The following is a 22,374-nucleotide window of genomic DNA, read 5'->3' as shown; positions in this document are numbered from 1 at the left end:
CGCCCCACTCCTATTTTACTGCCTATTCATAGTAGTCTACTTCCTGTTTCACCACAATCCCTGAGTGAAATTGTATCTCCAGTTTCATGCTCTTATGCACTCTGATGGAGGATATCAGCCGTTTTACAAGGTCTTGGTCGAACTCTCGCACCTGTGGGTTTACCGTGGTGATTGCCTTATCCAACTGATCCACACGCTCTTTATAGCTTTCTGCCTGTTTCTGCGCCTGCACCATTTGGATTCTCGCTGTTTTCAGCTCATTGATCTGCTCGGATAGCTGCTTATATTCTGCATCAAAATCCTCGCTGACAGCTCCTTGCTTTGCGTTATTCTCTATGAGTACCAGCATTTGCTGCTGTAGCTGTTCTATCTGCTCATCATATTCCGTTGTAACACCTTGGGTGCTGTAGCTACCGATTACTCTGATGACGTTTTCTCGGAAGGTGCCTATAAATTCGCCTGTATTTTCCACCACACTGTTTATAGCTGTCATGATGGCATCATGGAGCTGTTCCTCTTTCAGGGTAGGCGAGTTTTGACACCTTGATTTTTTGCCTTGCTTGAGCCTGTCCTCGCATCGCCACACTGCTGACTTTTCACCGTATTTACTCCATATCTGCCTGCGGTAGGCGTGTCCACATTCCGCGCAGACCATTAGGTCGGTCAGTATGTATTTGGAGCTGTATTTGCTTTTTTCTTTTTCTTCTTTGTTTTTCTTTCGGGTTACCGCCGCTTTATTCAGGGAGGCTCTGCGAAGCTTTTCCTCCTGCACCTGATGGAACAGCTCTTTTGGTATGATGGCTTCATGATTATCTTCGATATAATATTGTCTGACATAGCCATCATTTTTGACCTTCTTCTTAGTGAGAAAATCTACGGTATAGGTTTTCTGCATACAGGCATCCCCACACAGCTTCTCGTTAGCTTGTGTCAAGACATACATAAAAAAATAATCTAATCTTTTATACAGTTTTTAAAGTTCCAAACAATTTCAAGGCTATTATCGGGAAAAACCTTTATTGTTTGAATCAACTCTGCTACAAGCTGTTGGGTAAGTTCCTGCACTCCTGCATATTTGCCCAAATCTTTTGTTGTACTATCCTTAACTACATAAGTTGCATTTAGTTTTTGAAGTAACGCTGTTTTCTCATGTTCAAAATCTGTTTTTTTTTGAGATAACTCCGCCGTTTTTTCTTTGAAATCTTCTTTTGACAACTTGCCATCTGCCAAACGCTCAAAGAGTGAAGTCTTTTTACAATCAAGCTGTTTTATCTGCCTTTCAATATGTTCGATTTCAACTTCATAACTATTGTTTTGAATTCTGCCTTTATTCATATCCTGAAAAACAAACAATCTAATTTTTCTTTGAATTTCATATAGCACAAAATCCTTTAACTGTTGCTCATTGATACGAACATCTTTACACTCACAAAAAGTAACAAACCTTCTTGTTGCGCAACGATAACAAGGTTCTTTTTTGTTTTTGAAAAAAGTAAGCGTTCGGCCACAATGCTCACATTTTAATAATCCTTTAAACAGGTTGTAGTCAGCGATGGTATATGGCTTTGGTATATATGGCCTCATAACTAGCTGTGCTTGCTTCCATACATCTCTTGAAACAATTGCCTCATGTGCATCTTCACAGATTATCCATTCACTTCTGGGGATTTGCATTGTTTTCTTAGTGTTAATATCAATTTTTGTTCGTTTGCGGCTTATTAGTTTACCTGTATAACGCTCATCTTTAAGGTAACGATGAACAATGACATTCGTCCAAATAGTGTTTTCACTGCTTAATTTCCACCCTCTCATTTTGTCTGTACCTTTTTCTTTATGATACATATAAGGAGAAGGGACACCTTCGGCATTAAAAATCACAGCTATTTGCGTCGGAGTTTTGCCTTCACAAGCAAGCTTAAATATGCGTTTCACAATAGGCGCAGTTTCAGGGTTTTGTATTAACTTGTTTTTCTCGATTTCCGAACGCATATAACCAAACAAAGGTAAAGCACAAAGATATTCACCTTTTTGAAACTTAGATTTCTGCACTGCTCGTATTTTCCGGGAAATATCTCGACTATACATTTCATAAATCAGAGCCTTTAGCCCTACATCAATGCTTGCGGTACTACCTTTATAGTCTTTACTGTCGTAATCTTCATTGACTGCAATAAATCGCACGCCTAAAAAGGGAAATACTTGATCAATATAATTTCCAACTTCAATAAGGTTCCTGCCAAATCTTGAAAAGTCCTTGACCATTACAACCTCAATCGTTTTGCCAGTCAGCTTAAGCAGTTTATTCAGTGCAGGGCGGTCAAAAGTTGCTCCGCTGTATCCATCATCAATAAATTCCAAAATCTCATAGTCTTGCAGGTCTTTTTTTGATGATATGTAGTTTTTAAGTAAATCCCTTTGATTGGAAATGCTATTACTTTCCCCTTCGTTTATATCTTCATTTGATAGCCTGAGATATATCGCAATGGTTTTCATTATGCAGCACCTCCCACAAACTCAGTGAGAATCGCTAATTCATCAGCAAATTTCCATATGATTTCTACATCGTTATATCCACTAACAATGATTTTATCAATCATCAGCTCAATAAATTCACGACTTAATACTGTGGTATCCTTTTGCCCTCTAAAAGCCTTGATCCACTCATTTTGTGGGGATAATATTTTTCCATCTAAAACTTGTGCTTTTAGCAAGCTTTTTTTGGCTTCTTCCAGTTCCTCAGCCTGTTTTAGATAATTGGACTTCAAGCGATTGTACTCTACTAGGTCTATGGTCCCGTCGGTGTAATTTTCAAAAAGTGCTGAACATAACAGCAAATTTTTAGTAATCAGCTTTTCCGTATTTACTAAATCGGTTTTGATTTTTTTCTGTTTTGCTATGTATTTTTTTGTACTTTTCAGCTTTTTCAATTTATCTTCCAATGAAAAAGTCAACTCTACTTGTGCTCTCAAACTTGAAAGAATGACATCGATAAGTTCTGGCTCACCCAAGCATTTTTTGCTGCATTTAGATAGCTGTAAATTGTGTGCATATTGATTACAAAGAAAGACGTAGCGTGTCTTAGCAAATTTTTTTGCACTTTTATAACGTATCATTTTTTGCCCACAATCAGCGCAAAACACCTTCCCTTTAAAAATATTTTCTGTAAAAGGATATTTCTCGCTGTTCGCCTTCCGCTTTTTGGCAACCTCATCAATCGTATTTTCTAATTTTTGAAATGTTTCTTCATCAATAATCGCCTCGTGCGTACCATACACCACTACATACTGTTTTTTATCTTTCTTGGTAAGGGGTAAGCCATTGCAAAGGGATTCCACTGTTTTGCCCTGCGTCACATTTCCTGTATAAGTAAAGTTATTTATAATTTGCTTTACCATTTGTCCCTGCCACATCGTAGCTTTTCCCGTTGGAATTTTCTTTGCCTTGTATCTAGCGTTTTGGTAATTATATACCGATGGCGAGGGAATACCCATTTCATTTAGTTTTCTTGCAATTAAAATATAACCAATGCCTTCAATTTTCCACTTGAAAATTTCCTTTACGATAGGCGCTGTTACAGGATCAATAATTAAATGGTTTTTCTTATCTGGATTTTTCATATAACCATAGGGCGCAAAGGCTCCGATATACTCGCCATTTTTCTGTTTCTGGTGAAGAACAGTGGCCGACTTATGAGATATATCCTTTGCGACTAAGCTATTAACAATATTTTTAAGGGAAGCAACCATATCATCACTGCTGCTATTCTTCAGGGTATCGTAATTATCAGTCATGGCAACAAAGCGTACATTCAAAAACGGAAATATCTTTTCAAGATAATAGCCTGTTTCAATGTAGTTTCTGCCAAAACGAGATAAATCCTTCACTACGATACAATCTACCCTTCGATCTCTCACATCGTCCATCATCTGCTCAAAGGCTGGTCTTTGAAAGTTTGTGCCTGTAAAACCATTATCTTTATAAATGGAATACAGTTTCATATCCTGTTGAGCATTGACAAACTGCTCCACCATATATTGCTGTGTTTCAATGGTTTCACTGCTATTTGTACCACTATCCTCTATAGAAAGGCGGATATAAATTGCTGTACTGTAAACGTGTTCTATTGGTTCCAAGATCGTTTGAGCCTTGTTTTTTCTACTTACTCGTGCCATATTATACCGCCTCCTTCACTTTATTCCGGGGCGATATTTGTTTTTCCATACTTTGAATGAAAGAAAGAGCAAGGTCAAAATTGTATTGATATTTAAATCTAATTTCAAGCCTTTTATCGTCATATACCGTTATTTTATCAATGAGGTTGACGGCTATTTTTCGGTCAATAGCGTCAATATTTTGGTAGAGCTTGAATTTCTCTATCCATAAGGTTTCCTGGGTACGATTTAGCACCAGCTTATCAATTTCTTGCTTTAAATTTGTAATCGCACATTCTGCGGATTGTTGCTTTTCATCATAAACCGATTTCAAACGAAGATACTCGTTTTTATCCAGGATACCATCAGAAAGATTTTCAAATAGAGCTGTTTTTAAATGCTCATATCGTGTTACCTCATCTTCCTTGCTGATAATTTGAACATTCAATTTCTTTACATTAACGCTTTTGTAAGGCAGAGTATCAATATATTTTAATATTCTTTCCATCTCTACAATGTTTGCAATGTGTTGTCTTAACGCAACCAAAACTCCATCGGTAATGGCTGTATCACTGATACGATGGCTTGTACATTTCTTGGTAGTCCTATTTTTGCCACACATATAGTAAAAATAGGTTTTTCCATTCTTGCACACACTGCTGCGAATAAGCTGATTGCCACAATCAGCACAGTAGAGAAGTCCCGAAAAGGTATACACCTCGGTTTTGTTTGGAGCAACCCTTGTATCACGATTTAAGAGTTCATTAACTATGACAAATTCCTCGTTTGTGATAATAGGTTCATGATTATTTTCAATCCTTATCCATTCATCACTTGGCTTTGTTACCGTCTTTTTCACCTTATGATTGGGGGTGGTGCGTTTGCCCTGCACCAGTGTGCCTACATAAAATTCATTTTTCAGTATGCGCCCAATAGCCACAGCCGACCATTTTGCTTTTGCATTGATTTGAAAACTTGTTTGATATTCCATACCACAGAATTTTTTATATTCCATAGGGGACAGAACATCCAGTTCATTCAGCTTGTCAGCTATTCTCTGCTGACTTTGACCCTCGATTTTCCATTTGAAAATATCACGGACAATATCAGCGGCATAGTCATCTATCACAAGTTTATGTCTATCTTCGGGGTGCTTAAAATACCCATAAACAGCAAAAGAGCCAATGAAATCGCCCTTTTTGCGTTTGATTTCCAACTGGCTCCGAACCTTTATGGAAATATCACGCAAGTAAGCATCGTTTATCAAACTGAGAAAAGGCAGTAAAATATTATCACTTTGGCTTCGACCGTTGATACTATCAAAGTTTTCATTGATAGATATCACTCTGATACCCAAAGCTGGAAACACTTGGTCTATATATTTTCCTACTTCCACAAAGTTACGACCAAAGCGTGATAAATCCTTTACCACTATGCAGTTAATAACACCATTTTCAGCATCTTCAATCATTTTCTTAACAGCAGGTCTGTCAAAGTTGACACCGCTATAGCCATCATCAATGCGTTCTGAAACAACCTGAATTTCCGACTTATCCTTTAGAAAATGATAAATCAAATCTCTTTGATTGCCGATACTGTCGCTTTCTGTTTTATCCCCATCTTCTTTTGAAAGACGGAGATAGATACTTGCACGATATTTTGTATCTATATTTAATTTTTCCATTTTGAAACCTCCATTATGTACCCGAAAAGATCGGGTTGATTGCATGGCAATCAACATTTTCAAAAAGAAAATGTACTGAGTAAATGTAATTCCCCAAAAACATTCACAATGGATTTTCAAAGGTTTGCTTATTTGCTTTTAAAGATATCACTTTAAAGCGATAAAGTCAACATGATTCCATTGCATTTGAAAAATTACATCGTTGCAAGATAATGCTCCAATCTATCCTCTAAAGTTGTCGATGTGTTTTCGGCAAAGGATACCTTTACTACCAAATCACCACATTTGTAGCAATAAGGGTTACCAATTTGCTCAATAAAGCTGCGCAGTCGTTCTTCCTTGGGAAGTGCTGTGTCCACAACAACATCGTTAATATCTTTAAGCGTAGAACGGTCAACAGTTCTTACATCTACTTTTTTCATAGCTTCAAAATCAATGCAATTCATATTTATAACCTCCAAATCTTTTTTGTTTCTTATGAAATACAACACTATGCCCCACAAGAAGTTCTTCACTTGTGGGGGCAAGTCTTGCATCTCACCATATACAAAAGGCAGAATATTTGTGTTTATTCAAAAATAACATTAACTGCCTTTTGTAGTACGTTTTTTATTCAAGCTGTATCGTATTTTCGGATAATGGGTATCTGAAAGAATTCAGACCACGGAAGGTGGCTTTTGCGAAAAGCAAAAGTACTGAATGATTATCCTACTGCTCGCCCCCGATACTGGAGTATAGAAGTTAGCTTACAGGTTTATTCATCACAAGTGATGATGTAGGCTGCATTATTCCGCCGATAGGTGTTATGACAGGTGACTAAGCTGTCCACCATATTCGCAGAATATCCCTTTTACCGTTGGACACGGATTGATGTTTTGCTTTACTTGAGGTCTTGGCATATTACACAGAACCACTGTTTTTAGAAGTCCATAGACTTATCGCTCGTACCCTTTGATGTTATCTTGTTTACAAAGTGAAACGCCTTGCAGGGGGTCTTGACGGTCTTACTTCAGTGCTCACACAAGTAAAGCAAAAACTTCTATACCGATATTCAATTTTCAAGCTGCAACGAGAGAACAAACCTTAGTAAATTTACCCCTCTACTATATAGGACAGAAGTAGCGCCGTTTTGAAGTATGTTTTATAAAGAATTTTTTAATCCCTCTAGTTTTTTGATTACAGTATCAACTGAATACTTTACTGCTCTTTCCGAGCAATGTTCTTTTGCCGCAATCTCTGTAAAGGTATACCCCAAAATACGATTGAAATAAAATCTTCTTTGCTGAACAGGTGTGCAGTTTTTAATCACATCAACAGCGGATTTCAATTCTTGCCTTTGCATAGCTCGATCTTCTAAGGATGTTGTGCGAAGGCTATGTAAATATCCAGCAATATCACTTTCCACATCTTCATCAGATGCGTGTCTTTCTTTCTCTTTGCGTAAACGCTCAATCTCTTTTCTTTCTTCATCAAAAAGTTCAAATATTTCAAAAGAAACCTTAACCCTGATTTCCTCCCCCTGGGAGTTTGTTATCGTTACATAAAATGACATATCTTTTCCTCCATTATTTTGAATTTATTAGGGACAAATTCAAAATAGGAGGGGAACGACAACACAAGATTGGCTCTACCACCCAAATAAAAAAAGACGCTCTAACTTTTTCATGGAAAGTCATGGCGTCTTGTAAAAATATATCAAGTTGTGTTTGAATATAATTTATGTGTAACATAAGAATACCTCCTGAAAGGAGCTATTCCTGCCGAGGGCGGTCATCCTAAGATGGCTGTCATAATTCCTCATATTATCCAGAAATCGCAATAAAAAAGCAGTGCCAACAACTTGAGTTTTTCAAGTACCGGAACTGCATTTTCATATGGGAAATATAAGAAATTATAATTTACACTATGAAAAGCTAAGATAAATATATATCTATAATTAATTCTTTACCTCTTATGATCTCTGTAATATCCAATCTTCTTAATTTTTCGCCGTATAAAAACTTACTGATTTCGTTCAGCTATTATTTCTATTATTCTTCAGAAACATTTGAATCATCTGAAAAAATACTAATAGCGCTGTTATCATAATACATAGGCAAATCACATAGGCAACGTTGTATATCCCTACTAGAAATAAAACAATAATGGTAAAACATTCAATCATTAAATGAATTATGGTTTTTTTACGGTAATATTTTCGTTCTGCTGAATCAAGTGGCTTATGTGTTGACTCTACAGGTGCAACCTTTAAAATAAATGGTACAGATATAGCCAATATTCCTATACTAATAAGCTTTGTATTTTCCCCTGGTGTAAATTCCACTGCTGCCAATACCAATGCTATAATTCCGCAAGACATAAAATAACAATTTATTGCTTTCTCGCAATGATACCCGCCTACGTATGTACGAAGAAATGCATATGAAATTAGAAATATAATTCCTTCTAGAACCAGTCCAAATAAAAAACCCAATACCAGAGTAGTGATGATATTGAACCCAATTTCTATAGCAGAGCATAAGCCATAGACAATAATTTCCTTATTCTCTGCTTTGCTTGCACCATTTTTAATCAGTGCATTTGTAAGTTTTTCCATTTGCTTCTTAAACATTAGAATTTACGAAGGATTTTTGCTGCATCCAATTTGCACTCCATGTTGTCATAATTACGGCGAATGCTGTAATTACATTGCTCCATCTATACAGATTCCATTTACCCATCGTATCACCCCCTGTTTATTGCATTTAGTATATATATTTTTTTACTATTCATCACCAACTGGGTAAGGCTTAAATTTGCTGCAATGAATTTAAAAAAGATGGTAATATGGAGGTTCAAATCTCCCTTCACATTAATAAACACTTAAAGAGAGATGTTTTTCTAAAAATTTTTATTTACTTCTGTATTTGAATAAATAATCAATGACAACTGAATATGCAATACCATATAATGGTACCTGTAATCTAGACAGGTTACTTCAAATTTCTTAGTGAATTCTGTTATAATAAATACATCTAAAAAAGGACGGTATTCACATGAAAAAAAGACGTAGTTTTACACCAGAATTCAAAATACAAGTTGTACTAGAGCTTCTTCGTGAAGAAAAGGAGCTGAATCAAATAGCTGCTGAGCATGAGATTGCTCCAAATGTTCTTCGTAACTGGAAGAAAGAATTTTTAGCTAATGCATCAAGTGCCTTTGATAATAAAAAAGAAGCTTCTTTTGAACAAGAACGTATTGACTACGAAAAGAAAATCGATCAACTTTATAATACAATTGGCCAGCTTACGGTAGATGTGAACTGGCTCAAAAAAAAATCTGATCAAGCTCTTGGACATGGCTGGGAAGAAAGAACTGGTTACAAAGGACGATCCTAAACTGTCTATCAGTAGACAGTGTAAACTCCTTGAGCTTAATCGTAGTAGTATTTACTACCAAGAACAAGCCCCTACTGTATGTGAAATAAAAATTAAGCATCTTATTGATCGTATTCATATGGATCATCCAGCATGGGGAACTAGGAGAATATCTGCACATCTTATAGAGCAAGGCTATTTCGTAGGAAGAAAGCTTGTGAGACGTTACATGCAAGAAATGAGAATCTATGCCATCTATCCAAAACCAAACCTTTCAATGCCTAATAAGCAGCATAAGGTTTACCCTTATCTACTGCGTAATCTTACTATTGATAGGCCTAATCAAGTATGGTCTATTGATATCACATACATTCCCCTTGGCAGAAGCTTTATGTATCTTACTGCTATTATTGACTGGCATTCTCGTTACATAGTAGGTTATGAGCTTTCGGACACATTACAAGTTGAATCGGTAATAGCTTGTGTTAAAAAGGCTATTGCCATATATGGAGTACCTGAAATTATTAATAGTGATCAGGGCAGTCAGTTTACTAGCCCTGAATATACTAATCTCTTAAAGCATCACAGCATCAAAATCAGTATGGATGGTAAAGGGCGATGGGCAGATAATATCATTGTTGAAAGATTCTTTAGAACACTTAAATATGATGATATTTATATTTATCATTACCAAACCCCTAGAGAGCTACGGGCTGGTATTAATAAGTTTATGAAATCCTATAATGAAGAACATCCTCATTCAACACATGGTTACAAAACACCATATGAAATTTATCATGGGGTAAAAGTAGCATCTTAATGGAGGATTATTTGTCATACCTACAAATATGTATATTCCTTCTGACAAACAATCACTGGTAAAAAATGGTTCATTAAGAATTTACTTTAGGCTGCCTTGACAAAGGAACCACTATACCAATAGCACCCAGCTTTGGTGAATCCATTAGCCCCATTATTATAATTGAAAAAATATAACATTATTCATCTCATCTGACGGATATGTATAGATGCACCACTTCTGGTTTAAAGAGAGTACTTCCAGTTTGAGGAGAGCATATCAAATCTAAATATTACTCATAAAAAGGAATGATTCTTTATCTTGTACAATCTGGGGGCTTACATTCAATTCCGATATTATTTAAATTTTTTATAAATTTTTAAAGATAATGCGCCAGCTACCAGACCCAATGGTACTGATGGAAAAACAGAAATGAAGTAATTATTTAAAAAACGGAACAAAGAGAAAACAATTGCAAATCCAATTAAAAAAACCATAGTCTCCCTAGCACTAACTGCGCCAAAAAAATCCGGACTGGTATCATTATTTGCTTTCCTACGTAAAAATTCCACAAAAAAAACAATAACCATAGCCGCAACTGCAAAAAGAACTAAGCTGAGTTTAACTGTTGGGTCTAAATTCGATATCTCTGAGGTTGATCCATAGCCTAGACGTAAAAACATTGGTACATTTTTCATATTCTTCCCTCCTTGTTCCTGTAAGTTACTTCCAAAATATATATGCCTTGCAGCCCACTATTTAACAGTAGCCCACAAGGCAATTGTTATAAACCTTGTAAAATTAGTCACTAACTTCACAAGAGATTATATTATTTATATTCAAACATTTTTGTGCTAACATTAAAACAAGGTAGTGTTCTAATAATTCACCAACTTCTTCTATGGGTTGAAGCAAAAACTTATTAAACATATAACAATTGTTTCGCATAAATAATCTCGCTAAAGCCAGATGGTGTTGAGAAAGAGGAGTCTGTGTAATATGTCTGATAAATTTTGTAATAGTAAATCAAAGGTCTTCCTGATGTTGATGCATTCTCACTTATATAATATTCATCTTCCACATAAAGTCGTGTTGTGTCTGGTGTGTAAAGTTGAAGTTCTTCTAAGTAAGAAACAAGATCCTGTAGGTTGCCAAGATATTCATCAAGCGCCGCCAAGGATGGTACCGCTCCACCACAAAGAATCAATAACTGACTTAGCGCAAAAGAGCCAATTTCTCGATTTAACGGAATGTTAATTTGCTGCGTTGTATAATAGTCTCTATATGGACCTGGATCAAATCGCGTTAAGCTCGTAATCCAATTTTCACTAGTAGATCTTAGTTGATTCTTAGATATTCTATCTACATCTGATGTAGTCACTTCTATTTTTTCTCCGCTAACAAAAATAACACCTTCATTATTAATAAACATACTCGATTCTTTGGAATCTTCGCTAAAATGATAATTCGTTCCTTTGGCAGTTGATTCTTTCATAATAACTGCCCTGGTTCCATCGTATCGTTCTAAAATAATTGTATTTTTATCTAAGGAACGCTGCTGTAATTCAATAACTGAATAAGCTCCAGATTTTAGCAAAATCTGAAGATTCGGATCATTAATTTCACTAGGATTTACTGAGTCATTTGCATAAACAGCGACCAAGCTAGACACTGTCAGAATAAAAGCCATAAACAACCCTAAAATTTTTTTCATATCTTTCCACCTTTCAAGTTGATTTTAGTTATTATTTTACACTTACCTCTTTCAGTCTCAACATAAAAGGATTCATCACAGAGTTAAGTTGAGAACCCGAAACACATGATAATACAAGGCATAATAAAAATAACCTTTTTTAAATCTTCCTTGCTTAAATATCGTTTAAAAGTTCTTTCTTTTTAAACTAAAACCTTTTTTTCTATTACTTCTTAAACATTAGAATTTACGTAATTTTTTTGCTGCTTCTGGTAACTTTGGTTGATGTGTCACAAAGGTACATGCTGTATTTGCACTCCATGTTGTAATTAAAACTGCAAATGCTGTAAGAACACTACTCCATTTATATAATAACGCTTTCTTCATAATGCCACCCCCTTTCCTTCAATACGACTAACCCCATTCCTTTGATACGACTAAGTATACAACACTTATAAATTCGTGCCAGAAAAAGGAATATGTGGTCGTTTTAAGGGAATAAGTGGAATTATTTTACAAATGGAATTAGTGCAGATACAGAAAATTTTGAATCTGTATGTTCTATCTCCAGCTTTCCATCATACTTTGAAATTACATTTTTAACATTTGAAATACCCAATCCGTGCTTTGATTTTTCCGGTTTTGTTGTTTTATAGGTCTCATCTTCTATATACAATGGATGAGAATATGTATTATCCATAAAAATAATCAAGCTGCCTTTATTATATTGCATATGCAAAAGAAAATCCTTCTGCTGTTTGGAAGGGACTTGTTTTAACGCAGTCAATGCATTATCTAGCAAGTTACCTAACACAATCGTAAGATCATAGGATAAAATATTCATTTCAGACGGAATTTTTACATTGAGCTGAATATTACATCTAGCATTCTCATTTCTTGCAGCTTAAAATTTACAATACTATCCACTACAAAATTTCCCGAATCCAAGGTATTTGTTGTACCCTCCATTTCTTCCATCATTTTTGAAATATATGAATGTACCCCTTCTAAGGACTGATTTTCATACATAGCTTGCAAAGTAATCAGATGATTTTTCATATCATGTTTCAAAGAGCGAATGATAGAAAGGGATTGTCTCATCGTTTCATTTTGCTTTTCATATGCAAGTGCTTGCAGGTGTAAAGTATTTTCCTGTGTATAAACCACCATAGCACAGTATAACTTCTCATCTGTATAAAGTATAAGTCCATTCACTAACATCAAAATCACACTGCTCATTATCATTTGCAACAAGGTCAGGTTTTCTGCGTTCAATGACACCACAAACAAATATAATGTCCCTAACAAAATAAATATGTGTATAACATAATATAGCTTTGGTATACGGTACTCTTTTTTCCTACGCTTCATAAAACGGTAAACACTAATAGCCATCACAAAGGTTACGATCCTAACCAAAATAATACCAACGATAGAATCAAATTGGGTGCCTTGAAATGGATTTATATGAAAAAATCCTACCATTCCCAACGGAATAATTTCAGCTATCATTAAAATAATGTAAACGATAACTGTATTTAAAAAACGAGTAATACTCGGATATGAATAATTAAATGAAATAAGAAAAATAAGTATAATATTTGCAAGCAATACTACAATTGGTATCCTAATTAATAAAAAAATAATAGATACACATGTCGCATAACTTATATATGAAATTACCTCCACTTTTCCGCTATATCTTTTTTTCGGCATAAATGCATTACACAATAAGTAAATAGCTATAACATGGAAAGGTAAGGTTAACATACAAATAGCCTCATAAATTGGCATTTTTAATCTCCTTTGCAATCTCTAACTGTACTTCCTGTAATCTTTTAAAATATCTTCTACTAACCGGAATAGCCTGTCCATTCGTCATAACTATCTCATCTTTGGATATTTTTTCAATATGATTAAAATTGACAACGAATGAACCATGTGAACGAACAAAAATTGGGGGCAATAACTGAATTGTTTTTTCTAAGCTACCATTAAAAAAGTCATTTCCCTGTACCGTAACAATTTTTACTTTTTTTAATTTACTTTCAAGATACAAAATATCCTGGAAGTTCACTTTATTTATTGTCTGTTGTGTTTGATATTCAAAATACTTATTCTCTTTTTCTATAATTTTTGCAGCAAGTTTTAGGCACCCAAGTAATTTTTCCTTATCAATAGGTTTTTTCAAGAAGTTCATTGGTTGCACATCAAAAAGCTCCATTTCATAACCTGTTTTTGCAGATATAAAAACAATTTTACTCAAATGATCATCAAATCCATTTCGAATTTGTCTTCCAACATCTACACCAGTTATAGTACCAAGTTCAATATCTAAGAAAATCAAGTCATATGAATGTTCATTTTGTATAAAATGTATCAATCGTTCTCCTGAGAAAAAAACATCAATTTCCACTTTAATGTAAAATTCTTTTTTATAGGATAATATCATTTTTTCGATTTCTGAGCAAATAAATTGGTCATCATCACATATCGCAATTCGTAACATACAAGCCTCTCCCCCCGATTCATAATTATTTTTAGTATAACATATAATGATTTATTTGCTATTTAATGAATAATAATTTTCTAAAATGCCCTTAATTTTTTAATGTTACTAATATAGGTTCTAAGGTTTGACAAGAATAATTTGACGATTTTATCAGAAGTCTTGTTTAAGTAAATTTATCTTAACTTATAATCAAAATCATATTTTTTAATTTTGCTCATCGCCTCCAAAGAATGTACTGGGAACATGAAAAGTTTTGCGAAAGGTTTTTTGAATGTTTCCATTTTCAGTGTCGTCTAAAGCGTTCTTGGAAATGGCTAACAAAAAAATTATATTGCAAATATAAAAAAGCAAAGATTCCAAATGCTAGTCAGAATCTTTGCTTTTAATTTAAAATATCATTACGAATTATTCGCCCATAAACAACTTAATATCATCTTCAACTTGTCCAATACCTGCGATGCCAAACTTCTCAACAAGAACCTTTGCAACGTTAGGAGATAAAAATCCCGGCAACGAAGGACCAAGGTGAATATTTTTAACACCTAAATAAAGCAATGCAAGTAATACAATTACGGCTTTTTGCTCATACCAAGCAATATTATATGCAATCGGCAGGTCGTTAACATCCTCAAGTTCAAATATTTCTTTTAGCTTCAGTGCGATTACTACAAGAGAATAAGAGTCATTACATTGCCCAGCATCAAGAACTCTTGGAATACCACCAATATCTCCTAGCTCAAGTTTATTATAACGGAACTTTGCACATCCCGCAGTAAGAATAACTGTATCCTTAGGGAGTTTTTTCGCAAACTCAGTGTAATACTCACGGGATTTCATTCTGCCATCACAGCCTGCCATAACAAAGAACTTTTTAATTGCTCCGGATTTTACTGCATCCACCACTTTGTCTGCAAGAGCAAAAACTTGATTATGTGCAAAGCCGCCAACAATACTGCCTGATTCAATTTCTACAGGAGGCTTACACTGCTTTGCCATGGCAATGATTTCAGAAAAATCCTTTTTACCATTTTCATCAGCTGTGATGTGAGGACATTCAGGATAACCCGATGCACCAGAAGTAAAGATTCTTTTTCTGATTTCCTCACTTCTTGGAGGTACAATACAGTTTGTAGTAAACAGAATCGGACCATTAAAGGGTTCAAATTCGGTAACTTGCTGCCACCAGGAACCGCCGTAATTTCCGGCGAAATTGTCATACTTTTTGAAGAAAGGATAGTAATGTGCTGGAAGCATTTCACCATGAGTATAAACATCAACGCCCGTGTCTTTTGTTTGTTCCATTAGTTGCTCTAAATCAGTAAGGTCATGCCCTGAAATTAATATACCAGGGTTATTTCTAACACCAATATTAACACTGGTGATTTCAGGATTTCCATACTTAGAAGTATTTGCTTCATCTAATAGTGCCATGGCCTTAACACCAAACTCGCCTGTCTTTAATGTTAATGCCACAAGATCATCTGCCGACAGCGAATCATTGAGGGTAGCGTCAAGTGCTTCATAAATAAATGCATTGATATCAATATCCTCTTTGCCGATATTAAGGGCATGATGAGTATATGCCGCCATACCTTTTAAACCGTAAATAATCATTTCTCTAAGAGAACGAACATCTTCATTTTCGGTTGAAAGTACACCTACCTTTGATGCCTTTTCCAACATAGATGGTCTATCACTCACTTCAAATGCGGCCGCATCACCGAAGGTAACACCATGTACCTGTTTTTTCAACTCATTTCTAAGTCCAATCATCTTATTGATTTGAACTTCGATTGCATCACCATCAAAATTAGCATTTGTAATGGTAATAAAAAGGCTTTTTAAAACTTCATGATTTACTTCACTTATGGATTTTACATCCAGCTTGCCTTTCACAACCACCTCAGAAATCCCTTTTGTAACATAAATCAATAAGTCTTGCAATTTTGCAACTTCCTCGTTTTTGCCACATACACCTCTTACTTCACAGCCCGTACCTTTTGCAGTTTCTTGACATTGGTAACAAAACATACTCATAATTGTTCCCTCCTTTGTATTATTATTTTACCGGTTCAAACTCATCTTTACCCACAAAACAAATTGGACAAACCCAATCATTAGGAATATTTTCAAAAGCAGTCCCTGGAGCTATACCACTATCAGGATCGCCTATTTGTGGGTCATAGATATATCCGCATGGAACACATATATATTTTAACATTTCGTTCCTCCTTTGAATGTTTGTGACTTTTTAACTATTTCAAGGGTGCCGGTGCTTTTACAACAATTAGCTCTAATACTTTTTCAGATAAATTTTTTACATTCATTTTTGTGCTAACAGGAATCTTTAAAAGAGTTCCTTTATTATACTGATGAACATCTTGATCATTTAGTCCAATAGATAAGGTTCCCCTTACCACAGTCATATAAACGTTCGAATTCGAAAAATGTTCAGGGAGCCCTTGATCTTTATGAAAGACCATGTGAATATAATGAATATTTTCATCCTGAATTACTTTTTCAACCGCTTTCTCATCTCCCGTTGACATTTCATAAATTTGCTCGATCATTTTTATACCTCCTGTTCATTATTTATAGTTTTAAATTGTAATTATATAGATGCTTATTCATTAGTTCCATAATGTTTAAGCATCTAATTGTTAAATTATACAACAAATTTTGACAAATGTATATCATTTTCCAACAATTTCTTTATTCGTTATAATGAATGGCTTGAACGGGACAAGCCATTATTGTTTGGCTAAGCCTCTCTCTGTCTATTTCAAAGTCAAAAGATTTTACATATGCTTTTTTACCTTGCATACCAAAAATCTCAGGGTAATTTCTGCTGCACATTGTACATCCCATGCAAAATTCCTTGTTTAATGTAAGTCCATTTGTTTTTTCTTCTTTCTGTACGATATCTTCGTCCTTCACAATTTTTGCAGTAACCCACGAAAATACCACTATCGCAATTACGGTTAATACCCAACGAATTGCCATAAACTTCATACCCAAAAATTTCACTTCGTTTAAAAGCATTGGAACCTTTATTACTGCCCACGAGCTTAAAATTATAACCAAATTTCGTACAGAAGCCCCCTTTTTGTGAAGCATGACACACATAGGAAATGCTGCATATATGGGTCCCGCAGATATGCTGCCTAAAACAAACGACAATATAATACCATTAACTTTGGATTCTTTTCCTAAGTATTTTGTGATTTTTTCCTTTGCAATCCATGTATCCAAAAGTGCAGTTAGAACAAAAATCACCGGCATTATCATAAGCATTTCTTTAATGTAATAGGCACTGTTTTTCATTGATGTAACACCCATATCTGGTTTAAGGACAAACATCAGGATATAGGCAACTGCAATCACTATGCAGAAGCTATTCTCTTTTACTTTTTTTAAGATTTTCATACAATCACCCCCATTACCATAGCAATAATTATGGCAAATAAAAAGCTTAATCCATTTCTCGTGGCAGTAAATTTAAACCCAAATTCACGCTTTTCAAGTGGAAATGTTACAACCCCTACCATAGTAAGTGTAGTTAGAAATGCTACAGAAGGAACAATACTAACCCCAGCGTCAACCAGTGTGCCGACAAGGGGAAAAGCAATAAAGGCAGGAATCAGTGTAATTGTTCCAAATGCCGCCGCCCCCACCGTTGCTATGAACAAGGATTGACTTCCTACAAATTTGGCAATATTCTCTGGCGGTAATATTGTTAGAATCAAACCGATTAAAAAAATAATTGATAATATGCTTCCCAACATCCCCTTACCCATACTAAATGCCATTTTAAGTGCTTTCAATGTCTTGGATTTATCCTTTTTTAAGGAAAACAAAAGAAATACGGTTGTTCCTATCCACATTGCTGCTGTAAAAATATCCATACAACTCCCCCATTCTTTTTTGATATCACAATTATAAAGTAGTTTATCATCCTCAAATAGACACCGATGTTTCTTTTTGATATAATGTTTTTGAATGGAGGATTTGATTCATATGAATATTGACATTTTACGAAACATTTCATTATTTTCATCAGTAAAGGAATCTGATTTAGAAAAACGAATGGCAGGTAATCATATTTATCAAAAATGCTATATGAAAGGTGTAACTGTTCATAATGCAAATGAAACTTGCTCAACATTAGATATTGTTTTGTCAGGAAGTTTAGTTGCTTATTCTTTATCAACGAACGGGTCAGCAACCACCATGTTTCAATTTAGTCAGGGAAGTGTAATAGGAGCCAACTTATTATTTGGCGAAAACCACAGTTATCCTCTTAATATCTATTGTCTTACAGATTGTCAAATGATCCACGTTGACATAAATGCTGTTTTAGAATTTTTGCACGACTACAACTTTACATTGCATTATATAAAGTCAATTTCTCAAAATTCCCAAGGAATTAATCAAAAGATAGCAATGTTTACGCAAAGAACGCTTCGAGAAAATATTATGGATTATTTTAAACAGCAAGCTATCATACAGAAATCTTCGGTAATTTTACTTCCAATGAGTAAAAGACAACTGGCAGATTATTTTGGCGTACAAAGACCTTCTCTGTTTAGAGAGCTTAAAAAATTAAAAGAGGAAGATATTATTGAAATTAATAACCATACAATCACAATAAAAAAAGAATACTGAAAAAAGGAATCATACAGCAAGGAAAACCGCTGATTGATTCCTTTTTTAAATATGTTAAAGTTAATTTCAAAATTAAAGTATCTAATCTGGCGTCATAATCTATTGTCAACTTACCATAAAAACTAGCTTACGACAATTCACTTTCAACAACCATTCCTATTTTAAAAACATTAATAGTATCTACATCAGGACATCAAAAACGTATGTCTCCTTCATAGCACAATGGTGGTTTCCATCCATATCATAAAATGTCCACATACAGGAACCTCTGCGACAGCACTTTGGGGCACTATTTCTCATCTCGCTAAATAAACACCTATATGTTGCGCTTGCAACATATAAAAATTTGATTTATACTCCTTTCAAGGAGGTGCTCTAAGTGCATGACGTTTATCTCAAACAGCTTCAGAAAATGCCGTTATTCGAGGGAATCAAAGAGACCGAAATTAATTCTGTGCTTACTTGTCTGGGAAGCTATTTACGTTCCTACAAAAAGGGAGAACTTATTTTTCTTGCAGGTGAATCAATAAAATCTGTTGGTGTCATTTTAAGTGGAGCTGTTAATATGATTAAAGAGGACATTTGGGGCACCCAAACCCTTATCGTTTCCATGAAAACAGGAGAAGTATTTGGAGAAACTTTTGCCTGCGGAAACCGTTCCGACTCTAAAGTTACTTTTGCTGTAAGCACTGACTGTTTGATTTTATTTCTTCCTTATAACAAAGTCTTGCATTCTTGCAGCATGTCCTGCACCTTTCATCATCGGCTAATCGAAAATATGGTAGGTCTTATTAGCAATAAGAATGTTCAACTGATAGAAAAAATCGAAGTAACCTCTAAAAAAACTTTGCGCGAAAAAATTTTGACTTATCTTTCCATTCAGTCCCAACAGCAGGGATGTTCATATTTTGATGTTCCTTTGGGACGTCTTGAGATGGCAGCTTATCTATGTGCAGATCGCAGCGCATTAACCCGTGAATTATCGCAAATGCGCTCCGAGGGTTTGCTGGACTTCGAAAAGAATACATTCCATCTCTTAAAATGAAACAGTAAGCATCCCCAAATTTAACTACTGGTCTTTGCAACGGATTCACCCATTACGCTTTCTGATATGACCAATTAATACGCAGCGCATTCTGTTTCATAAAGAGCAAAAACTTCATCCAATTTTCCTGTCAAAATTACGCCATGCCCAGGTGCGATACATTTCAAATTCAAGTCTGCCAAGCCCAAAACAGCGCGTTTTTCATTGGGAGTTGCCTGTGCAAACACTTTGTCGAAATATGTCTTCGCTCCTTGTAAAACACTATCATTGGTATAGTCTTTATCCAAGGGCGGTTCACATCCCAAATATTGTCCAAACAAATCATTAGAAAACAAAATTTGCTCATTTTCAAAATAAGTGACCATATTATCATCCCAATGTAATCCTGGCGTATGGGTAAAACAGAACTCAAATGTTCCAATTTTCAACGTAGATAAATTTGCCACTTCTATAAAATTTGCATTTGGATAACGGGAAACCAAGCGTTGTTTGCAAGCTGCTGTGCAGTAAATTGGAATATCTGCCCTAGCAGCCAGCAATAGTCCAAGGGCTCCACTATGATCCTCCTCGGAATGATTAAGGATGATGGCATCCAACTGGCTAAGAGGAACTAATTGTTTTAATTCAGTCATGAACACCTCTCCAGCTTTTTCAGGAACAGTATCAATAAGCACATTTTTTTCTCCCCTCAGGAGATACGCCAAAAATGAAAAACTACGATCCGGCTTTTGGATAACCTTTCCGAGAACTGTACACATATCTGAAATTGAATAATACATAAATCTTCCTCCTTTTATTCATGATTGATTTAGTTATGTTAGTGATAGTTATAGTTTAACATAAGCTTCTCTTTATAATGTTGCGTGCGCAACATTGAATTAAAAAAAGGTGGAAACATTATTGTTTGTCCCACCACTTCATTTTTTTGCAAGCGTAACTGGCTTTTCCTTGTATGACCAACATAATAAATTTCACTCCAGGTCGGATTTAATACAAAAGTGGTTTCTATGAACCGTTATCAGCCCTTCTCGTTGCATTTTCCCTAATTCATTCGAAAGCGCACTGCGGTCTACGCTTAAGTAATCGGCTAACTGCTGCCGATTAAAAGGGATGTCAAATTCACGTCTACCCTCACGAGTGGCCTGGAAAGAAAGATAAGAAAGTAACCGCCCGCGAATAGACTTTGCTGAAGTATGAAAAATACGACGGGATAAAGTTAAATTCTTCTGAGCCGAAATTGTCAACAGGTTACGAATTAACTTTCCATGGTGTCCGCAGGCGGATGAACACGGTTGTAATGTTTTGGCTACATTCAGAAATAAAACCACTGTGCTTTCAGCAGCCACAGCACTAACCATCAAGGGTTCTCCCGGCGCACAGGCATAGGTTTCCGCAAATACTTGGCCATGTCCGATTTTATCTAAAACACTTTTATTTCCCCAGAGATCATCGTGCTCAATAGAAACACTACCAGTTATTACTATCCCAATTTTAGGGACAGTATCACCTGCACGGTAAATCACTTCATCTTTTTGGTAGCATTTTTCTTCCGCCAACAGGCAGCCCAACATAGAAGTCACTTCTTCTGGTGTAATTCCACGAAACAAACTTGTATTTGATAAAAAAAGAGCATCCATCTTTTTCCCACCATTTCATATTACAACATTTTTCATTTGCTAAGGCTATGATACTATGAGCAGAGGAGCAAGTCGATCAATAGCGTTGATTTTCAGCTATATTTCTAGAATATTTTTTAGTGAAAAAAATGGGCGTTACTGTACCTTAACCTCGGGATTCTTTTCCCCAAACTTCTCCATCAATTCCTGTTCAATTTCCCTGCACTGCTTTCCTGATTTCTCACGAGTCTTGATTAGCTTATATGCTTGAAATAGCTGTGACGGTCCGATTTCCGAACTAAAATAACCAATTCCCTGATTCCATGCCAGAAGTTCAAAGACATCATCCAACGCAGCAGAGTCAAGCCCATGGATATATGCCTTTACCAATTCTCTTGTTGCCTGACGCATTCGCCCCCCGCCCACAGCATTTGTCAGAGAAAGCAGTAGCCGCATCTCGTAAGGCAACGTTCGCTTTTGGTCATTCCATGTAAGATCCCAAAAGTCCACAGCTATTTGGCCCAACCTTTCATCAATCATGGGATAGTTCAGCAAAGCCAAGGGGCGAAAGGGAGCCGTTTCAGACATCTCCGTCTCCTGCACACGGTATAAATAAATATGAAACTCATCTTCCCCCACTTGTTGCGCAAAATGTTCAAACCCAAGAGCTTCCATCGGTGCATAAAGAGGTAGTGGCTCAAAAGTTTGAATAATTGTTAACCCAGAACCTTTGCTCAAGCCGGCAGCACGTTTTTGCAATCCGGGAAAAAAGTTTCCTTGTAAGTGGCGAACATCAATGCGTTCAAAATTGAAATTTGGTCCTTCCATTGTTCAAAACCCATATTATTGTCCC

25 protein-coding genes are annotated in these 22,374 nt (G+C 35.5%); 4 read left to right on the top strand and 21 right to left on the bottom strand.

What is annotated here, in order from left to right; genetic code table 11:
- Nucleotides 1–22: 22 nt before the first annotated feature.
- From RBQ60_RS07590 to RBQ60_RS07560, 7 genes are all read right to left on the bottom strand, one after another.
- On the bottom strand, nucleotides 23–895 hold the full coding sequence (locus RBQ60_RS07590) for a recombinase zinc beta ribbon domain-containing protein (RefSeq protein WP_307885895.1): 873 nt from the start codon (nucleotides 893–895) through the stop codon (nucleotides 23–25).
- A gap of 59 nt (nucleotides 896–954) precedes the next feature.
- Nucleotides 955–2,493, bottom strand: coding sequence for a recombinase family protein (locus RBQ60_RS07585; RefSeq protein ID WP_066085444.1), 1,539 nt, complete (start codon nucleotides 2,491–2,493; stop codon nucleotides 955–957).
- Entirely contained in the window at nucleotides 2,493–4,172 is a 1,680-nt protein-coding gene (locus RBQ60_RS07580) for a recombinase family protein (RefSeq protein WP_066085442.1), read from the bottom strand. Before RBQ60_RS07580 ends, RBQ60_RS07585 begins: the two co-directional genes overlap by 1 nt.
- A 1-nt stretch (nucleotide 4,173) precedes the next feature.
- On the bottom strand, nucleotides 4,174–5,835 hold the full coding sequence (locus RBQ60_RS07575) for a recombinase family protein (RefSeq protein WP_307885894.1): 1,662 nt from the start codon (nucleotides 5,833–5,835) through the stop codon (nucleotides 4,174–4,176).
- A gap of 194 nt (nucleotides 5,836–6,029) precedes the next feature.
- Nucleotides 6,030–6,281: a DUF6870 family protein gene (locus RBQ60_RS07570; RefSeq protein WP_066085203.1), complete on the bottom strand. Its 252-nt coding sequence runs from the start codon at nucleotides 6,279–6,281 to the stop codon at nucleotides 6,030–6,032.
- A 695-nt stretch (nucleotides 6,282–6,976) separates the two neighbouring features.
- Nucleotides 6,977–7,387, bottom strand: a complete 411-nt coding sequence (locus tag RBQ60_RS07565; protein ID WP_066085433.1) for an ECF-type sigma factor — start codon at nucleotides 7,385–7,387, stop codon at nucleotides 6,977–6,979.
- 462 nt (nucleotides 7,388–7,849) lie between these two features.
- Complete coding sequence (locus RBQ60_RS07560) at nucleotides 7,850–8,431, bottom strand: accessory gene regulator ArgB-like protein (RefSeq protein WP_162266457.1); 582 nt, start codon at nucleotides 8,429–8,431, stop codon at nucleotides 7,850–7,852.
- A 439-nt stretch (nucleotides 8,432–8,870) separates the two neighbouring features.
- Here RBQ60_RS07560 and RBQ60_RS15345 point away from each other — a divergent pair, with 439 nt between their 5' ends.
- Nucleotides 8,871–9,212, top strand: a complete 342-nt coding sequence (locus RBQ60_RS15345; RefSeq protein ID WP_066050552.1) for a transposase — start codon at nucleotides 8,871–8,873, stop codon at nucleotides 9,210–9,212.
- Complete coding sequence (locus tag RBQ60_RS07555; protein WP_331654249.1) at nucleotides 9,172–10,011, top strand: IS3 family transposase; 840 nt, start codon at nucleotides 9,172–9,174, stop codon at nucleotides 10,009–10,011. Before RBQ60_RS15345 ends, RBQ60_RS07555 begins: the two co-directional genes overlap by 41 nt.
- Before the next feature lie 335 nt (nucleotides 10,012–10,346).
- Here RBQ60_RS07555 and RBQ60_RS07550 read toward each other — a convergent pair whose 3' ends face one another.
- The 11 genes from RBQ60_RS07550 to RBQ60_RS07500 form a co-directional block, all read right to left on the bottom strand.
- Nucleotides 10,347–10,688, bottom strand: coding sequence for a hypothetical protein (locus tag RBQ60_RS07550; RefSeq protein WP_066085429.1), 342 nt, complete (start codon nucleotides 10,686–10,688; stop codon nucleotides 10,347–10,349).
- 224 nt (nucleotides 10,689–10,912) lie between these two features.
- Complete coding sequence (locus tag RBQ60_RS07545; RefSeq protein WP_066085426.1) at nucleotides 10,913–11,704, bottom strand: hypothetical protein; 792 nt, start codon at nucleotides 11,702–11,704, stop codon at nucleotides 10,913–10,915.
- Between the two features lie 219 nt (nucleotides 11,705–11,923).
- Nucleotides 11,924–12,070, bottom strand: a complete 147-nt coding sequence (locus RBQ60_RS07540) for a cyclic lactone autoinducer peptide (protein ID WP_083531850.1) — start codon at nucleotides 12,068–12,070, stop codon at nucleotides 11,924–11,926.
- A gap of 121 nt (nucleotides 12,071–12,191) precedes the next feature.
- Complete coding sequence (locus RBQ60_RS07535) at nucleotides 12,192–12,527, bottom strand: GHKL domain-containing protein (RefSeq protein WP_066085423.1); 336 nt, start codon at nucleotides 12,525–12,527, stop codon at nucleotides 12,192–12,194.
- A gap of 14 nt (nucleotides 12,528–12,541) precedes the next feature.
- A complete protein-coding gene (locus RBQ60_RS07530; RefSeq protein WP_307885893.1) occupies nucleotides 12,542–13,477 on the bottom strand; it encodes a hypothetical protein in 936 nt (311 codons plus the stop codon).
- A complete protein-coding gene (locus RBQ60_RS07525) occupies nucleotides 13,464–14,192 on the bottom strand; it encodes a LytR/AlgR family response regulator transcription factor (protein WP_307885892.1) in 729 nt (242 codons plus the stop codon). The genes RBQ60_RS07530 and RBQ60_RS07525 overlap by 14 nt, the downstream gene beginning before the upstream one ends.
- Nucleotides 14,193–14,600: 408 nt before the next feature.
- Entirely contained in the window at nucleotides 14,601–16,232 is a 1,632-nt protein-coding gene (gene hcp, locus RBQ60_RS07520) for a hydroxylamine reductase (RefSeq protein ID WP_066085413.1), read from the bottom strand.
- A 22-nt stretch (nucleotides 16,233–16,254) separates the two neighbouring features.
- Entirely contained in the window at nucleotides 16,255–16,416 is a 162-nt protein-coding gene (gene rd, locus RBQ60_RS07515; RefSeq protein WP_066085410.1) for a rubredoxin, read from the bottom strand.
- Between the two features lie 34 nt (nucleotides 16,417–16,450).
- The gene (locus RBQ60_RS07510) at nucleotides 16,451–16,765 is read right to left on the bottom strand and encodes a cupin domain-containing protein (protein WP_066085407.1); all 315 of its coding nucleotides are present in this window, start codon (nucleotides 16,763–16,765) and stop codon (nucleotides 16,451–16,453) included.
- A 142-nt stretch (nucleotides 16,766–16,907) separates the two neighbouring features.
- Entirely contained in the window at nucleotides 16,908–17,621 is a 714-nt protein-coding gene (locus RBQ60_RS07505; RefSeq protein ID WP_066085404.1) for a permease, read from the bottom strand.
- Nucleotides 17,618–18,100, bottom strand: coding sequence for a permease (locus tag RBQ60_RS07500; protein ID WP_066085401.1), 483 nt, complete (start codon nucleotides 18,098–18,100; stop codon nucleotides 17,618–17,620). The genes RBQ60_RS07505 and RBQ60_RS07500 overlap by 4 nt, the downstream gene beginning before the upstream one ends.
- Before the next feature lie 112 nt (nucleotides 18,101–18,212).
- On the opposite strand from RBQ60_RS07500, the gene RBQ60_RS07495 reads away from it, so the two are divergent.
- The gene (locus tag RBQ60_RS07495) at nucleotides 18,213–18,860 is read left to right on the top strand and encodes a Crp/Fnr family transcriptional regulator (RefSeq protein ID WP_066085398.1); all 648 of its coding nucleotides are present in this window, start codon (nucleotides 18,213–18,215) and stop codon (nucleotides 18,858–18,860) included.
- Nucleotides 18,861–19,239: 379 nt separating this feature from the next.
- Nucleotides 19,240–19,905 (top strand): Crp/Fnr family transcriptional regulator, encoded by a 666-nt coding sequence (locus RBQ60_RS07490; protein WP_242864156.1) that lies wholly within the window; start codon nucleotides 19,240–19,242, stop codon nucleotides 19,903–19,905.
- A 74-nt stretch (nucleotides 19,906–19,979) separates the two neighbouring features.
- On the opposite strand, the gene RBQ60_RS07485 is transcribed toward RBQ60_RS07490, so the two are convergent.
- From RBQ60_RS07485 to RBQ60_RS07475, 3 genes are all read right to left on the bottom strand, one after another.
- Nucleotides 19,980–20,684 (bottom strand): MBL fold metallo-hydrolase, encoded by a 705-nt coding sequence (locus tag RBQ60_RS07485; RefSeq protein WP_307885890.1) that lies wholly within the window; start codon nucleotides 20,682–20,684, stop codon nucleotides 19,980–19,982.
- Between the two features lie 192 nt (nucleotides 20,685–20,876).
- Nucleotides 20,877–21,542: a Crp/Fnr family transcriptional regulator gene (locus tag RBQ60_RS07480; protein WP_307885889.1), complete on the bottom strand. Its 666-nt coding sequence runs from the start codon at nucleotides 21,540–21,542 to the stop codon at nucleotides 20,877–20,879.
- Nucleotides 21,543–21,677: 135 nt separating this feature from the next.
- Nucleotides 21,678–22,349 carry a hypothetical protein gene (locus RBQ60_RS07475; protein WP_307885888.1) on the bottom strand — a complete coding sequence of 224 codons (672 nt, stop codon included), beginning with the start codon at nucleotides 22,347–22,349 and terminating at the stop codon, nucleotides 21,678–21,680.
- Between the last annotated feature and the right edge of the window lie 25 nt (nucleotides 22,350–22,374).

This window comes from Anaerotignum sp. MB30-C6, from assembly GCF_030908465.1.
Classification (GTDB): Bacteria; Bacillota; Clostridia; order Lachnospirales; family Anaerotignaceae; genus Chakrabartyella.
The sequence above is the reverse complement of the archived record's forward strand: the minus strand, read 5'-3'. Positions and strand labels throughout refer to the sequence as shown.